At 44.4% G+C, this 14,160-nt stretch carries 17 protein-coding genes; 5 read left to right on the top strand and 12 right to left on the bottom strand.

Annotation, left to right across the window (positions count from 1 at the left end):
• Positions 1–3 precede the first annotated feature (3 nt).
• Positions 4–807, top strand: coding sequence for a glutamate racemase (murI, locus tag AZI86_RS15035; protein WP_061836079.1), 804 nt, complete (start codon positions 4–6; stop codon positions 805–807).
• Here murI and lysA read toward each other — a convergent pair whose 3' ends face one another.
• On the bottom strand, positions 808–2,028 hold the full coding sequence (lysA, locus tag AZI86_RS15040; protein WP_253715972.1) for a diaminopimelate decarboxylase: 1,221 nt from the start codon (positions 2,026–2,028) through the stop codon (positions 808–810).
• Between lysA and AZI86_RS15045 the strand changes: the two genes are divergently transcribed.
• Together AZI86_RS15045 and AZI86_RS15050 are read left to right on the top strand one after the other, a co-directional pair.
• Entirely contained in the window at positions 2,027–2,677 is a 651-nt protein-coding gene (locus tag AZI86_RS15045) for a M14 family zinc carboxypeptidase (RefSeq protein ID WP_061836080.1), read from the top strand. The two genes, lysA and AZI86_RS15045, sit on opposite strands and share 2 nt — an antisense overlap.
• A gap of 14 nt (positions 2,678–2,691) precedes the next feature.
• Positions 2,692–3,513, top strand: coding sequence for a 2,3,4,5-tetrahydropyridine-2,6-dicarboxylate N-succinyltransferase (locus AZI86_RS15050; RefSeq protein ID WP_061836081.1), 822 nt, complete (start codon positions 2,692–2,694; stop codon positions 3,511–3,513).
• A gap of 2 nt (positions 3,514–3,515) precedes the next feature.
• On the opposite strand, the gene AZI86_RS15055 is transcribed toward AZI86_RS15050, so the two are convergent.
• The 8 genes from AZI86_RS15055 to AZI86_RS15090 all read right to left on the bottom strand — a co-directional run bounded on the left by AZI86_RS15055 (position 3,516) and on the right by AZI86_RS15090 (position 10,275).
• On the bottom strand, positions 3,516–4,703 hold the full coding sequence (locus tag AZI86_RS15055) for an FtsX-like permease family protein (protein ID WP_253715973.1): 1,188 nt from the start codon (positions 4,701–4,703) through the stop codon (positions 3,516–3,518).
• Between the two features lie 95 nt (positions 4,704–4,798).
• Positions 4,799–5,749: an MlaD family protein gene (locus AZI86_RS15060; RefSeq protein ID WP_061836083.1), complete on the bottom strand. Its 951-nt coding sequence runs from the start codon at positions 5,747–5,749 to the stop codon at positions 4,799–4,801.
• Positions 5,746–6,456: an ATP-binding cassette domain-containing protein gene (locus AZI86_RS15065; protein ID WP_061836084.1), complete on the bottom strand. Its 711-nt coding sequence runs from the start codon at positions 6,454–6,456 to the stop codon at positions 5,746–5,748. Before AZI86_RS15065 ends, AZI86_RS15060 begins: the two co-directional genes overlap by 4 nt.
• Positions 6,453–7,280, bottom strand: coding sequence for an MlaE family ABC transporter permease (locus AZI86_RS15070; protein ID WP_081111955.1), 828 nt, complete (start codon positions 7,278–7,280; stop codon positions 6,453–6,455). The genes AZI86_RS15065 and AZI86_RS15070 overlap by 4 nt, the downstream gene beginning before the upstream one ends.
• 73 nt (positions 7,281–7,353) lie before the next feature.
• Positions 7,354–7,929 carry a YdcF family protein gene (locus AZI86_RS15075; protein ID WP_061836085.1) on the bottom strand — a complete coding sequence of 192 codons (576 nt, stop codon included), beginning with the start codon at positions 7,927–7,929 and terminating at the stop codon, positions 7,354–7,356.
• Entirely contained in the window at positions 7,916–8,293 is a 378-nt protein-coding gene (locus AZI86_RS15080) for a RidA family protein (RefSeq protein WP_061836086.1), read from the bottom strand. The genes AZI86_RS15075 and AZI86_RS15080 overlap by 14 nt, the downstream gene beginning before the upstream one ends.
• Before the next feature lie 17 nt (positions 8,294–8,310).
• The gene (locus AZI86_RS15085) at positions 8,311–8,793 is read right to left on the bottom strand and encodes a hypothetical protein (RefSeq protein ID WP_061836087.1); all 483 of its coding nucleotides are present in this window, start codon (positions 8,791–8,793) and stop codon (positions 8,311–8,313) included.
• Between the two features lie 111 nt (positions 8,794–8,904).
• The gene (locus tag AZI86_RS15090; protein WP_061836088.1) at positions 8,905–10,275 is read right to left on the bottom strand and encodes a hypothetical protein; all 1,371 of its coding nucleotides are present in this window, start codon (positions 10,273–10,275) and stop codon (positions 8,905–8,907) included.
• 111 nt (positions 10,276–10,386) lie between these two features.
• On the opposite strand from AZI86_RS15090, the gene AZI86_RS15095 reads away from it, so the two are divergent.
• Positions 10,387–11,025, top strand: a complete 639-nt coding sequence (locus AZI86_RS15095) for a chalcone isomerase family protein (RefSeq protein ID WP_061836089.1) — start codon at positions 10,387–10,389, stop codon at positions 11,023–11,025.
• 105 nt (positions 11,026–11,130) lie between these two features.
• Here AZI86_RS15095 and AZI86_RS15100 read toward each other — a convergent pair whose 3' ends face one another.
• Together AZI86_RS15100 and AZI86_RS15105 are read right to left on the bottom strand one after the other, a co-directional pair.
• Entirely contained in the window at positions 11,131–11,559 is a 429-nt protein-coding gene (locus AZI86_RS15100) for a DMT family transporter (RefSeq protein WP_157684721.1), read from the bottom strand.
• 433 nt (positions 11,560–11,992) lie between these two features.
• Positions 11,993–13,069, bottom strand: coding sequence for a hypothetical protein (locus AZI86_RS15105; protein WP_061836091.1), 1,077 nt, complete (start codon positions 13,067–13,069; stop codon positions 11,993–11,995).
• Positions 13,070–13,191: 122 nt separating this feature from the next.
• On the opposite strand from AZI86_RS15105, the gene AZI86_RS15110 reads away from it, so the two are divergent.
• On the top strand, positions 13,192–13,593 hold the full coding sequence (locus AZI86_RS15110; protein ID WP_061836092.1) for an MGMT family protein: 402 nt from the start codon (positions 13,192–13,194) through the stop codon (positions 13,591–13,593).
• Positions 13,594–13,608: 15 nt separating this feature from the next.
• Here AZI86_RS15110 and AZI86_RS15115 read toward each other — a convergent pair whose 3' ends face one another.
• Positions 13,609–14,085 carry a hypothetical protein gene (locus AZI86_RS15115; RefSeq protein WP_061836093.1) on the bottom strand — a complete coding sequence of 159 codons (477 nt, stop codon included), beginning with the start codon at positions 14,083–14,085 and terminating at the stop codon, positions 13,609–13,611.
• Positions 14,086–14,160 lie beyond the last annotated feature (75 nt).

A 14,160-nucleotide genomic window follows, 5' to 3' on the forward strand; every position in this document is an offset into this window, starting at 1 on the left:
CAAATGTCAGTGCATGATGCGCGCCCCATTGGGGTTTTTGATTCAGGAATTGGTGGTTTGACGGTTTTAAGAGAACTCGCTCATCAGTTCCCGCATGAAAGTTTTCTTTACTTAGGGGACACCGCGCGTCTGCCTTATGGCTCTAAATCCCCACAGACCATCCGCAAATATTCAGAACAAAATATCGAGTTTTTAAAAAAACAAGATGTGAAAGCCATCGTCATTGCATGCAACACCGCCTCCACGCAAGTCAAAGAGGCCGAGTTTGCCGGGCTGCCCGTGTATAACGTGATCTCCCCGGGATCCGCACGCGCATTGCAACTAAGTCCGTCTAAGCGCATTGGTGTTTTAGGCACGCGTGCCACCATTAATAGCCAAGCCTACACGCATAAAATCTTAGAACTGGATTCAGAAGCTCACGTGTTTGATCAAGCCTGTCCACTTTTTGTACCTTTGGCCGAAGAGGGCTGGGATTCAGATCCGGTCACCAATTTGATTGTGTTTCGTTATTTAAATCCGCTTTTACAAAACAATATCGACACTTTGATTTTGGGCTGCACCCATTATCCGATTTTAAAAAACTCGATTTCACGTGTCACGGGATCTTCCATTGAGTTGGTGGACTCAGGTGAAGCCATTGCCTTATGGCTTCAGCAAGACATGCAAAGTGGACGTCTTAAAAAGGCCGAGCAAAGCCCTCGGCGTATTGATATTTTAACGACGGATTATTCCGCCCATTTTAACGAAATTGCTTCAAGAATTCTTAAGCCGATTCACCCCGACGATGTGCGCGTGGTAGATCTTTAATCAGATACAGATTTCGTTGGGCAGCTCGTGCAAATTATAAACGCTGGCCATAGAATAACCGTAAGCGCCGCCATCTAAAATGGCGACGAAATCATCTTCCCGCACTTGCCCCAAAGACACAGATTTTAAAAACACATCTGAAGACTCACAAATAGGTCCCACAATATCCACGGTGTGGCTTTCGTTTTGTTTTTTTAAAGTCATAATGCGATGTTGAGCTTCGTAAAGCGAAGGGCGAATCAGATGATTCATCCCTGAATCTAAAACCACAAAAGTTTTTTCAGATGTGGTTTTAATATACTGAACTTGAGCAATCAAAACTCCACAGTGGCCGACCAACCATCTGCCCGGTTCAGATTGAAGATCGCAGTCTAAATCGCCCAATACATTTAAAGTGATCTTTGCATAGTCTTGCAAAAGGCTTTCTTCTAATTCTAGATCCGTGCGATCATAAAAAATCCCCAAGCCGCCACCGAAATCAAATTTGCGTAAACCGGGCGCTTTTTTTTGTAAATCAATAAAGACCGCTTTTAATTTTTTTAAGGCTTCTTCATACCCGCTGAATTCCAACATCTGGGAACCCAAGTGCAGACTCACCCCGACTAACTCTAAAGAATCAGAGAATTTATCTAAACACGCCATCAATTTTGGCAAAGATGACAACTCCATGCCGAACTTATTGTCTTTTAAACCAGTGGCAATGTACGGATGAGTTTGGATACTCACATCGGGATTTAGTCGGAACGCCACGGCGGCTTTTTTATTTAAGGACTTCGCAATCGCACCGATGCGTTCTAACTCCGGCAGACTTTCCACATTGATTTGCAAAATGCCCAGCTTTAAGGCTTCGGTGATTTCGTGTTTGGTTTTTCCCACACCGCTGTAGACGATATCTTGAGGCTGAAAGCCGCTCTCCAGAGCCCGCTTGATCTCTCCCAGTGAAACAACATCCGCGCCCGCCCCTAAACTTTTAAGTTTTTGCAATACTTGCGCGTTGGGATTGGCTTTCACCGCATAAAAAAGGCGCGTGTTTTTTAAAGCACCCGACATGGCTTTATATCTTTGCGCGATAAAATCCAAATCATAGACATACGTGGGCCGCATATAATCAGTGGTCAAAACAGACAGCGATTTTTTTAAAGGACCTAGACACAACTCGTTATTGATGTATTCCACGAACACCTCTGTTAACATCATCCCGCAAGAAGGATGATTTGTCATGAAAACTTCGCTTTTTACTTTCACTTCTAAGGGACTTCCCGTTTTAGCTCACGAGTTTCATAACGGGGGACCTGAAGTATTAATTCTAGGTGGCGTGCACGGCGACGAAATTGAAGGCGTGATTGCGGCCCAATGCTTGATGAAGCATTTTATGAATGCCAGTCCTTTTCGCATCAACCTCACTATTGTCCCGCAGTTCAACTTTGAAGGCGTGATCTTAAAAACTCGCGGCAACGCCAACGGTGTGGACTTAAACCGAAATCTGCCAACGAAAGATTGGTCGCCAGAAGTGGCAACTCCCCGCTATCATCCGGGCCCTTCTGCTGGCAGTGAAAGGGAAAACCACGGCCTGATCGCTTACATCGAAGCCAAAAAGCCGACTTTCATTTACAGTCTGCATTCTTGGAAGCCCATGCTTAATGTCAACGGTGACTGCAAAAAAGTGGCCGACGTTATTTCTAAGCGCACGGGGTATATCATTGATGAAAGTATCGGCTACCCGACACCCGGGTGTTTGGGCACTTACACCGGTTTAGAAAGAAACATCCCCACTTTAACTTATGAAATCGAACGCGGCCTTGATGCGGACTCCATCATCCGTACCCATGTACCAGCTATTTTAGAGTCGTTAAAAACTCTTGAGACTTAAAAGGATCTGAACAAATGCAAAATGAAGTAAACCAAATTTACAGTGACGTCCAAGGCGGAAAATCCGTCGACACTTTGACCACGCAAGAACTTAAAGCCGTTTTTGAAGTTATCGAAGGTTTGGATTCCGGTAAAAAACGCGTTTGCGAAAAAATCGATGGCAAATGGGTCACAAACGACTGGATCAAAAAGGCCATCTTGCTTTATTTCCGCATCCAAAAAATGGAAGTCATGCAAGCCGGCGACTTTACCTACTTCGATAAAATCCCCGTAAAAAAATGGAGCGAAGAAGATGGCGTGCGTGTGGTGCCTCATGCCCTAGCACGTAAAGGCAGCTTCATTGAAAAAGGGGCGATTCTTATGCCTTCATACGTGAATATCGGCGCCTATGTGGGTGCTGGCACGATGGTGGACACGTGGGCGACGGTAGGATCTTGCGCTCAGATTGGAAAAAACGTGCATTTATCCGGAGGCGTTGGCATCGGTGGCGTCTTAGAACCCGTGCAAGCGTCCCCTGTGATTGTTGAAGACAACGCCTTTATTGGCAGCCGCTGCATCGTGGTCGAAGGTGTCGTGATCGAAGAAGGTGCGGTTCTTGGAGCCGGTGTGACCATCACGGCCAGCACAAAAATCATCGACGTTACGCAAAGCAAAGCCATTGAAACCAAAGGCCGCGTGCCCGCAAATTCTGTCGTGATCCCCGGAACACAAATGAAAGAATTCGCCGCCGGAAACTTCGGCGTTCCGTGCGCACTTATCATCGGCAAAAGAAAACCAAGCACCGACCTAAAGACCTCCCTGACAGACGCTCTAAGAGATTACCAAGTCAGCGTATAATGTTATTTCATTCTTAAGGCGTCGGACGGCTCCACTTCGGCTGCTGTCCGCGCTGGAATATAAGAACCGAACCAGGCAATCAAACCGCTAAAGAATAAAACTCCAAAGACAAGTTTAAAGTCCACCAAGGCTGGAATTGAAGGATCATAATAGATTTGAGAAACCGCCAACTGAATCGGATTGGCTTGAATATAAAGACTGATCCCCGTCCCCAGAATCACGCCGATCAAGACTCCCACAAAAGAAAGCATAAAACCCAGTTGCGTAAAAGTACGCACGGTCTGTTTAGCGGAATAGCCGATCGTGCGCAATATCGCGATATCTCGTTTTTTCTGCGATAATAACAAAGCCAACACCGTTAAAATGGAACTTGCCGCTATCATTCCGGCCAAGCCTAAGAAAGTTCCGATGGTCAGTTTTTCCAATTTTAAAGCGTAAAGCAAAGCGGAATTTCGATCCATCCAAGTTTCCACTTTAACGTCTGAAAACTTCATCAAATCATCTTTTACATTTTCGATTTGATTTTCGTTAGGCAGCCACACTTCAATTCCATAAGTGCGAACATTATCCCCTAAAAGAGTATTTAAGGCTTTGCCTCGTTGAAAAAACAGATAATTAGCATCCACGTCTGAAAGACTGGTGGTAACAATTTTTTTCACGCGCACGCGATCAAATTTGGGCGTTTCTCCCATCGGAAGTAAAAGACCCGAAGGCGACACCACCGTGACAAAGTCCCCTTCAAAAACCCCCAAGGATTGGGCGAGATCCACACCCAACATCACCTCTCCCGCATCCGGGAGATCTTGCGGATCCCAGAAATACGTCGAAGAAGATTTTCCCGACTCACTCATTTTTTGCAGCTGCTCCATGAAGTGAGACATGCTGTCCCTATTCACTCCACGCGCAATACCGCCACGGAACTGTCCATCTTGGGTGCGAATGATCACATCTTGAATTTCATAGACATAGGCACGATTCCCTGGGTCTTCTTGGAGACGCTGGTAAACCGGATGAGACTCTAAAAGTGTGGCCGACTTAACATCAGCGACCTGCACATACAAGTGAGGCTCTAAACCAATAATTCTTTTTTTAATGGATGCGTTCATCCCATTCATCACAAAAAGCACGACCAAAAATGCCGTGACACTGATGGAGATGCCGATCATGGACAGCCAAGAAATACGACGCACCAAGGCCCCAGCCCGGCGAGAGAAAATAAAATGTCTAAAAAAGTGTCCTACCAGCACGAGTTCTATAATAAAGAACCCGTGGGTAAAAGAAAGGACTATTTTGAAGCCGGAAGGCGTTGAGATTCTTCTTTATGAACTTCTTCAACATTGCTGCGCATGAAAAAGCTTTTTTGCATGGCTTTTAGCACCACAACTGTTTCATTCAGAGCTTCCAACAGACGAACACTGGCTCCGGGCAATTGACCTTCCACCGCCTTGGTTGCTGGCCCTAAAGCTTTTGTGACCACCGCTAAGTTTTGCGTCATAGTCGCTAAGTCCTTAGCAAGGTCCGGATTTTGTTCATTGAGTTCTGGCAAGATGCGATTGATTTCCGATGTTGTGGAATTCAAATTTCCCACAAGTTTTTGCATCCCATCACCATGGGTTGCTTGACGAGAAAGCTTAATCACTTCCGACGACATGGTGTTTAAATTTTTCATCAACGGATCTAAGCGGTCAATCACTCGAACCAAGCTCTCAGCACGGCTTTTATCTGCAAAAGCATCCATGATCACTTGCATGCTTTCTAAAATACCGCCCAGTTTTGCCAAATAGCTATTCATGTTTTTACCACTCATCAATGTCATAAGGTCCATGGTCTCGGTGGATTTCACATGGCCGCCAGCAGGAATGATATTAAAATCCTCTGTCCCCATCGAAAGATCTAAAACACGCTCTCCGATGATAAACGGACGCACCAGCTGTGCGCTGCTGTCTTCACGCACCCGATCTTGAAATTTTCCTAAGATATAAAACTCGACACTAACGCGATTGTCGCTTTCAAGTTCGACACTTTCCACGGCCCCCACTTTAAGACCGGATAACTGCACAACCGTGCCTTGATGGATCCCATCTGCACTTAGGAACATGGTTTTATAACGCACACGAGGCTCAAACCACCCCTGGCGAATCGCGGCACTTAAGCCCGTCAGGAGGACTCCCGCGACCGCGACCAGAATAAACATTCCGGCGACGCGTTCAAATTTATTGAACTTCAGATTGATCATAAATGGACGACCCTTTTTTCGGGATCGACAGCTTGAAAGTACAACTGCCCGTCGTCCAAGTGAATAATTTGATATTCAAAATGATTCATAAACTTCTCATCATACGAACTGATAAAGATATGATTGAAACAGCCTTCTTTACGATGCTTGTTAATATGATCTACAAACGTGTAAATACTGTCTTGCCCTAAACCTACACTGGGATCATCTAAAAGCAAAACCTGCGGACGCATCACTAACGGACGTAAAAGACATGTCAACTTACGCACACGTCCAGGAACGTGTGCCGGTCTTTCCTGAGCGAATTTTTCAATGCCGAATTCTTTTAAAAGACCATCCACGCGCGTGCGGGCTTCTTCGGGCGAAACCATTTTATGATATAAAAGTGGTAACATCAAATTGTCATGCAAGGTGCGATTATTTATCAATCCACCGTAATCAAACGAATAACCAATTTGTAAACGATATGGCAGAAACTCTTCAAAGCTCATATCTAAAATATTTTCGCCGTTGATCATATATTTGCCCGATTGGGGAATTTGCAAGCCTGCTAAGATTTGCAACAATGAACTTTTTCCGGCGCCTTCTTCCGCTTTCACCCAAAGGACTTCTTTAGTCGGAAAATCAAAGTCCACGTTTTGCACGATTGGATCTTGTCCGTCATGCGTGAACGACACACCTTCAAACTTAAGACTTTCGATTTTCATGAAATCACCCCCAAATTACGAAGTTCATTGAGATAAAACAAAGCTGAAACCATTAGATTAAAAATAACGACAAAAATAATACTGTTCACGACCGCCAAAGTGGTCTGCTGTGGCACTTCATGCGGACTGCGCTTCACAGAAAGTCCTTGATAACAAGACACCACAAAAATGATCATACCGCTGAAGCCATTTTTAAGAAGAAAGATCAAAAGATCTTCTTTGGCAAAAGCCCGGACAATGGAATCGGTGTAAAAAGCCAAAGGCATATCTTGCATAAAACGTGTGATTAGAAATCCCCCAATAAGGGCAATCACATTAAAATAAAAAGCCAACGCCACGACGCTAAAAATACCACCCAAAACGCGCGGAAAAACAATAAAGCTCATCGGATTAATTCCCATGCTCTCTAAAGCTTCAATCTCGCGATTCGCCCGCATATTTCCCACTTCCGAAGCGACCGCTGTTCCTGAACGCGCGATCACCACCAAGGCCACGAGCAAAGGACCTGCTTCCCGGCAGATCATCACCACCAAGAAGCTGCCGATCATTTGCGTGCCGCCTAAAAGGGACAGGTTCGCCATACACTGCAAAACCAAAAGACCGCCAACTCCTAATGCCAAGACCGTGATCAGGGGCAAAGCTTGCCAGCCCGTGAAATAAATTTGGGCTGAGATCACTCCGAAAATTTGGCGAAAGCCTTGGGCCTTATCGAAAATCGCCGCACGAATAGAAACATAGACCATCAAGAGCACACGAAACGTGTACTCCATATTTTTGGTAAAAAATCTTCCTAGCGAGTCAACCCGCGCTAGTAAAGAAGTCATATATTCCCCTTGAGATCTCTGAATATCTCATCGGGTCTCTTGACCAAAATATGTGTTGGCTAAAGGTCCTGTTTTAGTAGGCCCACAAAGAATAGAATAAGGATTTCATCGCTTCAAAACCCAACTCCCAGACCGAAGACTCGTAACGTCCCCCAATAATGGCGTGTTTCTGAATGTAGATGTTCTCCGGGTAAGCATTCCGGAAAGTGAGATAAGAGCGATGCATATGCAGGCGCGAAGTCACCAGCAAGATATCACGACACTTTAAGGCTTCAACAATTGGCAAACTTTGTTGAGCATTCCCGTAAGTCGTTTCCGAGCGTCGATCTAAGACGACGTCGTTTTCACTTAAGTTTCCGTACAAAGACCACAAAGGCATGATCTCGCGCAGGCGCGCGTTTGAATAGACACCAGAGATCACCAAGCGCTTGACGTTTTGATTGGCCAGAAGATCAAAGCCTTCTCGCACCCGTCCCGCACCCCCGGTTAAAACCACCGCGCAATCCGCGGTGGGTGTTTTTAACCATGACTGTACAATCTCGCTTTGAATCCCCTCATACTCTTCATAAAAGCGGTATGTCACCACTCCGACTAAAAGTGCCAAGGTCCAAAAAACGCGAGAGCGCAGCAGCTTTTTAACGATGCGCAAGTACTTCGATCTCCACGCTGACACCTTTAGGAAGCCCTGCCACCGCCACGGTAGAACGTGCCGGAGGCGCTTCTTTAAAGGATTTCGCGTAAATTTCATTTACAGTTGCAAAATCGTTCATGCTCGTTAAAAAGATGGTCGTTTTAACTACGTTGTCAAAGTTCAAATTCGCCGTCGCTAAAACCGCCTCGATATTTTTCATCACCATTTCAGTTTGGGTTTTGATATCGCCCGTAAAAACCTCATTGGTTTTTGGGTCGATAGAAATTTGTCCCGAACAAAATAAAAAATCACCCAACTGAATCGCCTGCGAGTACGGACCCACGGCTTTAGGTGCATTGTCTGTGTGCATGACTTTTTTCATTTAAATCATCCTTTTTTTTAGAAGTAAAAAATAATTCCGGCGCTAAATGGTCCGTCTGCCAAAGTTCTGAAGCGAACTTCGTCCGCCGAAACTATACCCACGCCTCCTTCAAAGGTGAAACCCAAAGATTCCAAACCTGGAAGGAAGAACTCGCCACCAAAAAGGGCATTCAACTCAAAACCAGATTCTTTTTTTCCAGCGGTTTCGAAATTGATAAGACCCACTGCACCGCCCATGTAGAAATTCATATTAGCTTCTTTAAAAATCAAACGACGTACGGCTGCATTGGCAGTAAAACGTGATTCATCTTTTTTCGTGTCTACACCCAAGCCACCCGCCAAAGCGATGTCAGAAACGGGGTAATAAACCGCCGCTAATTCCGGAAGATCCAAGGCTGTGTTTTTCTTAATACCTACACCCAAACGGTTTGTTAGGTCTTTAGCTTCTGCGGTTGCGCAAAGGGCGATTAAACACAACGCCAATGTCCATTTTTTAAGCATTCTCAATTCCTCTCAAAGATTGGCCTATCTAGGCAATTTAAGCCCCGTTATTAAAATCATTTAAAGTAAATTGAGCAAAGGATTTTGCACTTAGGCCGGAGTGTCAATTGCCTATAAAAGAGCTTCTGCAATCGCGGTCAGAAACTCTTCAGAGAAATTTTGACCCGAGGTCTTTTCGCTCTCCCAATATTTCTCTTTTAAGAAGCGGAAACCCACCCCATTCTTTTTCATAACAGTCAGGACTTCTTGATCAACGCGCTCGGCAAACATCAGCAACTGGGCTTCCACAGGCAACTTGTCAGTAGGAACTTGATTGGGGAAACCTGATTCATTGGATTTTTCATGTGTACATACAATCACGGATTTTATCGCGTCATTGATCGGCACCTTTTTGATAAGCGAACGATTTAAAGACAAAAGCGGATGCTTCTCAAATGAACTTAACATATTCGGAGCTAACTTTTTATCTTCACTTAAAAGATACGCCCGTGCCGTGTCCTCGTCTAAATCGTAAAGCCCCACGTCCATCAAAAGCCCCGACATCAAGGTCACTAAAGGATCCCCTACGCCACTTCTTACCGCCATCAATGTCGCGTACACCGCAATCCACGGCCCGCGCCAAAAAGGCGCAATTTCGTTATTGTGCGCTTCTCTAAAGATCTCCCAAAGATCTTCTTTGCTTTTCATGATTTCCAAAAGCGGATTCGCAATTCCCAACAAAGCTGCATAAATCTCTTCGATCTGTGAATCCGGAGCCGACTTGAAATCAAAAAGAATGTGTTCATTTAAAGCCAAAGAATAATAATAAACGGCCAAAAACAAAGCGCGCGCTTTTTTCCTTAACGCCGCCCCTGAAGAATCGTAATAGTTATTGATGTACTCGTAATACTTTGAGCTGTCGCCCACGCGAATGAAAAGCTCTTTGTATTGTTCTAACCTTTGCACCCGAGTTTCAGTTAACACCGCATTTCCATGAATCACTGCCAGATACCGTTGGTTTAATGGCAAACGCACATAACAAGGTGCAAGCATCGTCGTCATTGGAAAAAAGTCTTTAAGTTGCACCTCAAAATACTGCGACCGACAACGATACACACAAAGGTATTCAAACTTTAGAGTCGAAAAAAATTCGTGCTGCGACAGGGCTGTCACCCGCGCGTTTTGGGTGCCTTCAAGATTTTCGCGAGAATGTCCCGGAGCCATCACCGCTATAAATTTAGAGCGCGGAAAAAATTTTAAGGCCTGCTCCACTCTCACGGCAAAATCCTTTAAACCTTCCTCTGTTTCTTGCGCCAACACTACGAGAACGGCCTTATTAAGTTCCCCCAAAGTGTCAGTCGCCACTTTTTCAAAAGGCAGTTTTTTGTACGTGAGATAATGAGCGGCGATCACTTGTCTGGCGCGATTCAGAACTTCTTCTGACTCGGTCAAAATAAGCAATTCAAGTTTGTGCCGAAAAAGAGAAGTTTTTTGCTCGCTCATGCCTGTGTTCTAAGCTTAATGGAGGGCTTCCCATCTGCCAACCTAAAGTTTTCCTTATTGACATTGCCCTACCAGAGAGAAAATCCTTATAGATGAATAAGGAGTCTAATCATGAAACGTATTATTACAGCGCTCTTCTCCTTGATGTTAGGTCAACCCGCTTTGGCGGTTGTTCTTACAACTGAAGGAACAGGACCTCACATCGAAAAGATCAATCTTCCCGCGACAGCAAGTGTCTCGTCTGAAGGCGAAACTATTAAACTGTCCTCGGTAGGCGCTGGCCTTCGCGCAAAAAAGGTCGTGTTTGTGAATGTGAAAGTCTATGCGGGCCAACTCTTTGTGTCTGATTTAGCGACTTTTAAAAAATCTGAAGGCGAGGCCTTGGGATCTTTGAAAGCTCAGAAAGCCGTCGCCATTCAAATGCATTTTGTTCGCGATGTTGATGCCGACAACGTTCAAAAGTCTTTTAAAGAGGCTTTAAAGGCCAACAACATCAATCCTGACGATGCGTCCGTAAAAGAATTTTTGGATGCAGTCTCTAAGGGTGGCGAAGCTAAAGAAGGTAAAGCTTTGACCGTTTTAGGCACTAAAATGAAAGACGGTAGCGAAGTGATCACTTACGAAACAACTTCCGGCCAAGCCACTCAAATTAAAGGTGGTGAAGGTTTTATCGAAAAGATCTTTGCTATTTGGTTGGGAAAGTCCGCGGACGACGGTGTCGTTAATTTGAAAAAATCTATTCTGAAGTAAAAAAAATAAAACGCCTTTTTTGCAGTAAATCCCTAGGAGGAGACAGCTTTAAAAAAGGCGTTTTTGAATGAAGCTATCACTTTCATAAGAGCTTCATAAAATAATTTATCCAGAATTTCTTTGCGCTACAATTTCAGTGGTCTTCACGTTCACAGAAGACTTATCGATTGTTAAAGTCTCTGTTGTATCACCTTTCGCGATCTGCTCTGTTTTTGGTTGCGTGTAATTCAACATCACCACACCAATCACAATCAGCGTCGTAGCCATCACCTTATGGAAAGGCAATGGTTCATTAAACATCCACAAACCTATAAACGCCATCGCAGCGGTACCAACTCCCGCCCAGATAGAATAAACCATACTGATCGGAAGCGACTTTAAAGCAGCAGCGAGCGCCACAAAGCAGATTCCATGACATACGAGTGTCAGTATGATTGGAATCACCTTTGTGAATCCCTCTGTATTTTTCAGAGTGAGTGTACCCAAAACTTCAAAAATAATTGCGGCTGCCAGATAAACATACGCCATAGCCATAAGACACCTTGTCGCATCTCGACCCTTTCCTTTGTCTGTATTCAGTTTTTCTTCATCCCGTGTCTCGAGCGAATCCCCGAGAGATCTTTTTTTGAAAAATTCCGTCGTCAAAAAAGACTTAAAAGCGAGACAGATTAAGTAAAACCTGTCATTTGATACCTCTAGGATACCACACCCGCCTTAAGAAAGGTCAATAGCCTCGACCGAAAATTTATTTTTTCAATTATTTCATATATTTACACGCGAGACACAAGACCCCAAAACAGGATCATTAGGCGCCAAAATAGACATAATTTAGTTTGATTTTAGGGATCTTTTTGCATCAAAAAGAGGCGAAAATTTCAAGGAAACTTGGGAAGCAGTTGTTCAGAAATTCTCATGCAGAAACATTTTTTCTAAAGAGCCGCCACCCTTCGATGGCGGGACTGAGGGACTAACGAGCGCCGCCCTTAGATCTCTGCAAACCGCCACGATCTTTGAGCTTAACTGGGGCATAAGGAAGCTCTTCCATGTCTTCATGTTCATCATCATAGCCATCTTCACTGGCCGCCAACGTCGAAATCTGCTCTTGCATATCTCGGTACTGATTTAACTGCGACTTCAACTTTCCTTCCAACGCTTCAAGAGCTTCAATGGTCACTTTAACCTCGTCCACGCATTCATTTAACAAGGGACGCAAAACCGGATTATTCTTCCCGCAAGAATTCATCGACGAATAGAACTTCTCATTGCGGCTTTTGCGAATAGTGTCGTTCAATTTTTTAAGACGCTCAAGATAGATTTTGATTACGGGTATTTGCGATTTTTTAGCTTCAAAGTCCTGCTTAGTCCAGGCAAACAGAGACTGCCCCATGGCTCTTCCTGCGTATTCGGTTTGATCTGTGCATAACTGAACAAAAGCTTCAATTTCAGCACAAGAACTCAAAGATTTAGAAGTAACAATCAAATGATCAATAGTCGCGACCACTTGCAAATCTAAAATGCCCGCCTTTTCCACATAAGTGTTCTCCGTAGCAGCCCTCGCATCATATTCAGCTGTTATAGCAGCGGCTTTATCTTTTTGCTGCTGATCACTTAGAACCTCCCTACCAAAGTTTTGCGCCCATGCGGAAGAAATAAAAAGAGACATCAGGCCGGCAGATCTTTTCGGCAAAGATTTACGAATCGCCTCACGCAACTCGGCACGCGACTGTATTTGCGCAAGATCTATCAAGCGTCCATTTACCAAGAATCGACCGTTACTTTCCTTGACCAACTTAATTTGCGCGACGTCAGTGTAAACCCAAACCGTGTCTTCTTCGGTCATTGAAATGCGTAAAGGTTTTTGGCTAAAAGATTTACCTAGATTTTTTTGATAGTAACGACAGCTTGGGGCTTTTGCTGACTTAGAACAGAACAGATCTTTGTAAGATTGTACCTTGCCGTAACCGGCCAACACGGTTTTATTCCATGAATCTGCAAATCCGTAAGAGCCGCTTAACAAAAGAACTGTCATCAAAAGGTATTTCATTCCTTAAGGATGACATGCCCCCAAAAAGAAGAAAAGACAGGACCCCGAATCCATATAAAATCCAGACATTTTAAGGCCAACCGCGCCTTGCCCGGCCCCGGATCCACCCGCAGAATATAAAGATGAGACAACCTCGTTCTCGCCCATTTAGCCCAATTAAACTGAATGCCTTCACCAAAAAGGTGCTTTCTTTGATTAAAAGTATTCCCATGGGCAAGGTGGCCTCTTATGGTCAGATCGCCGTTTTAGCTGGCAAACCGCAAGGCTCGCGCGGCGTAGGCTGGATCTTAAACTCTTGCACCGAAGCTTACGATCTTCCCTGGCAGCGTGTGATCAATTCACAAGGCCGCATCTCGTTTCCAAGAGCAACCAAGCAATACAATAAACAAAAGAGTTTGTTGTTAAAAGAAAAAGTAAAATTCAAAGACAATGATTCGATTGATTTAGAAAAGTACGGCTGGAAAAAGAAACCGGCGAAAACTCGCCGGCCTAAAAATCAACCTAAGATGTTCAGCGAAGATTAAGAGTCTGCGCTTGAATTATTTGATCTGAGTAAGAATCTTTCCGGTCTTTGGATCTGCCGTGAAAGTCACAATCCAGCTATAGCTATTAGATCCTGCCGCCGGATAATAAGAAACCGTGTAATGACGAGCTGGAAACTGAGCAAAGAAAGTTGAAGGAACAAAACTCATTTGCGCCTCAACCGAATAGCTAGTCAAAGGCGCGTGTTTCACGGAAACATCACGGCTGTATTCTTGATTTACAAAGTAAAGACTGTACGTCGTCGGAGAAATCGTGCGCGCAGGAGTCGAACGCCCCTTAACGCAACCATATTCACTCACGGTAAAAGCATAGTGAGCACGACCATTTTCTTCGCCCAGATATTCAGCACTAAGATAAGCCATCTCCTGAACTCCAGGGGTGCTACAGTCTGCCGAAGGACGACCGACAACCGAAATACCAGCATAAGAAGAAAAAGAAAACAAACTAACTAAAGCCAAAAGAACTAGTTTCATAAAACTTAACCTTTCAGGAACAATTTTAGAGACAAGGCAAAAGCCCCATCAAAAAGGCAAAAAAAAACCCAATCT

It is taken from the genome of Bdellovibrio bacteriovorus, assembly GCF_001592735.1.
In the GTDB taxonomy this organism is placed as follows: Bacteria; Bdellovibrionota; Bdellovibrionia; order Bdellovibrionales; family Bdellovibrionaceae; genus Bdellovibrio; species Bdellovibrio bacteriovorus_D.

Bases quoted from the DNA above. Each gene is read 5' to 3' on its own strand.
- murI (WP_061836079.1), top strand. From the start codon at position 4: ATGTCAGTGCATGATGCGCGCCCCATTGGGGTTTTTGATTCAGGAATT.
- AZI86_RS15045 (WP_061836080.1), top strand. From the start codon at position 2,027: ATGAAAACTTCGCTTTTTACTTTCACTTCTAAGGGACTTCCCGTTTTA.
- lysA (WP_253715972.1), bottom strand. From the start codon at position 2,028: ATGACAAATCATCCTTCTTGCGGGATGATGTTAACAGAGGTGTTCGTG.
- AZI86_RS15050 (WP_061836081.1), top strand. From the start codon at position 2,692: ATGCAAAATGAAGTAAACCAAATTTACAGTGACGTCCAAGGCGGAAAA.
- AZI86_RS15060 (WP_061836083.1), bottom strand. From the start codon at position 5,749: ATGATCAATCTGAAGTTCAATAAATTTGAACGCGTCGCCGGAATGTTT.
- AZI86_RS15065 (WP_061836084.1), bottom strand. From the start codon at position 6,456: ATGAAAATCGAAAGTCTTAAGTTTGAAGGTGTGTCGTTCACGCATGAC.
- AZI86_RS15070 (WP_081111955.1), bottom strand. From the start codon at position 7,280: ATGACTTCTTTACTAGCGCGGGTTGACTCGCTAGGAAGATTTTTTACC.
- AZI86_RS15080 (WP_061836086.1), bottom strand. From the start codon at position 8,293: ATGAAAAAAGTCATGCACACAGACAATGCACCTAAAGCCGTGGGTCCG.
- AZI86_RS15085 (WP_061836087.1), bottom strand. From the start codon at position 8,793: ATGCTTAAAAAATGGACATTGGCGTTGTGTTTAATCGCCCTTTGCGCA.
- AZI86_RS15090 (WP_061836088.1), bottom strand. From the start codon at position 10,275: ATGAGCGAGCAAAAAACTTCTCTTTTTCGGCACAAACTTGAATTGCTT.
- AZI86_RS15095 (WP_061836089.1), top strand. From the start codon at position 10,387: ATGAAACGTATTATTACAGCGCTCTTCTCCTTGATGTTAGGTCAACCC.
- AZI86_RS15100 (WP_157684721.1), bottom strand. From the start codon at position 11,559: ATGGCTATGGCGTATGTTTATCTGGCAGCCGCAATTATTTTTGAAGTT.
- AZI86_RS15105 (WP_061836091.1), bottom strand. From the start codon at position 13,069: ATGAAATACCTTTTGATGACAGTTCTTTTGTTAAGCGGCTCTTACGGA.
- AZI86_RS15110 (WP_061836092.1), top strand. From the start codon at position 13,192: ATGAGACAACCTCGTTCTCGCCCATTTAGCCCAATTAAACTGAATGCC.
- AZI86_RS15115 (WP_061836093.1), bottom strand. From the start codon at position 14,085: ATGAAACTAGTTCTTTTGGCTTTAGTTAGTTTGTTTTCTTTTTCTTCT.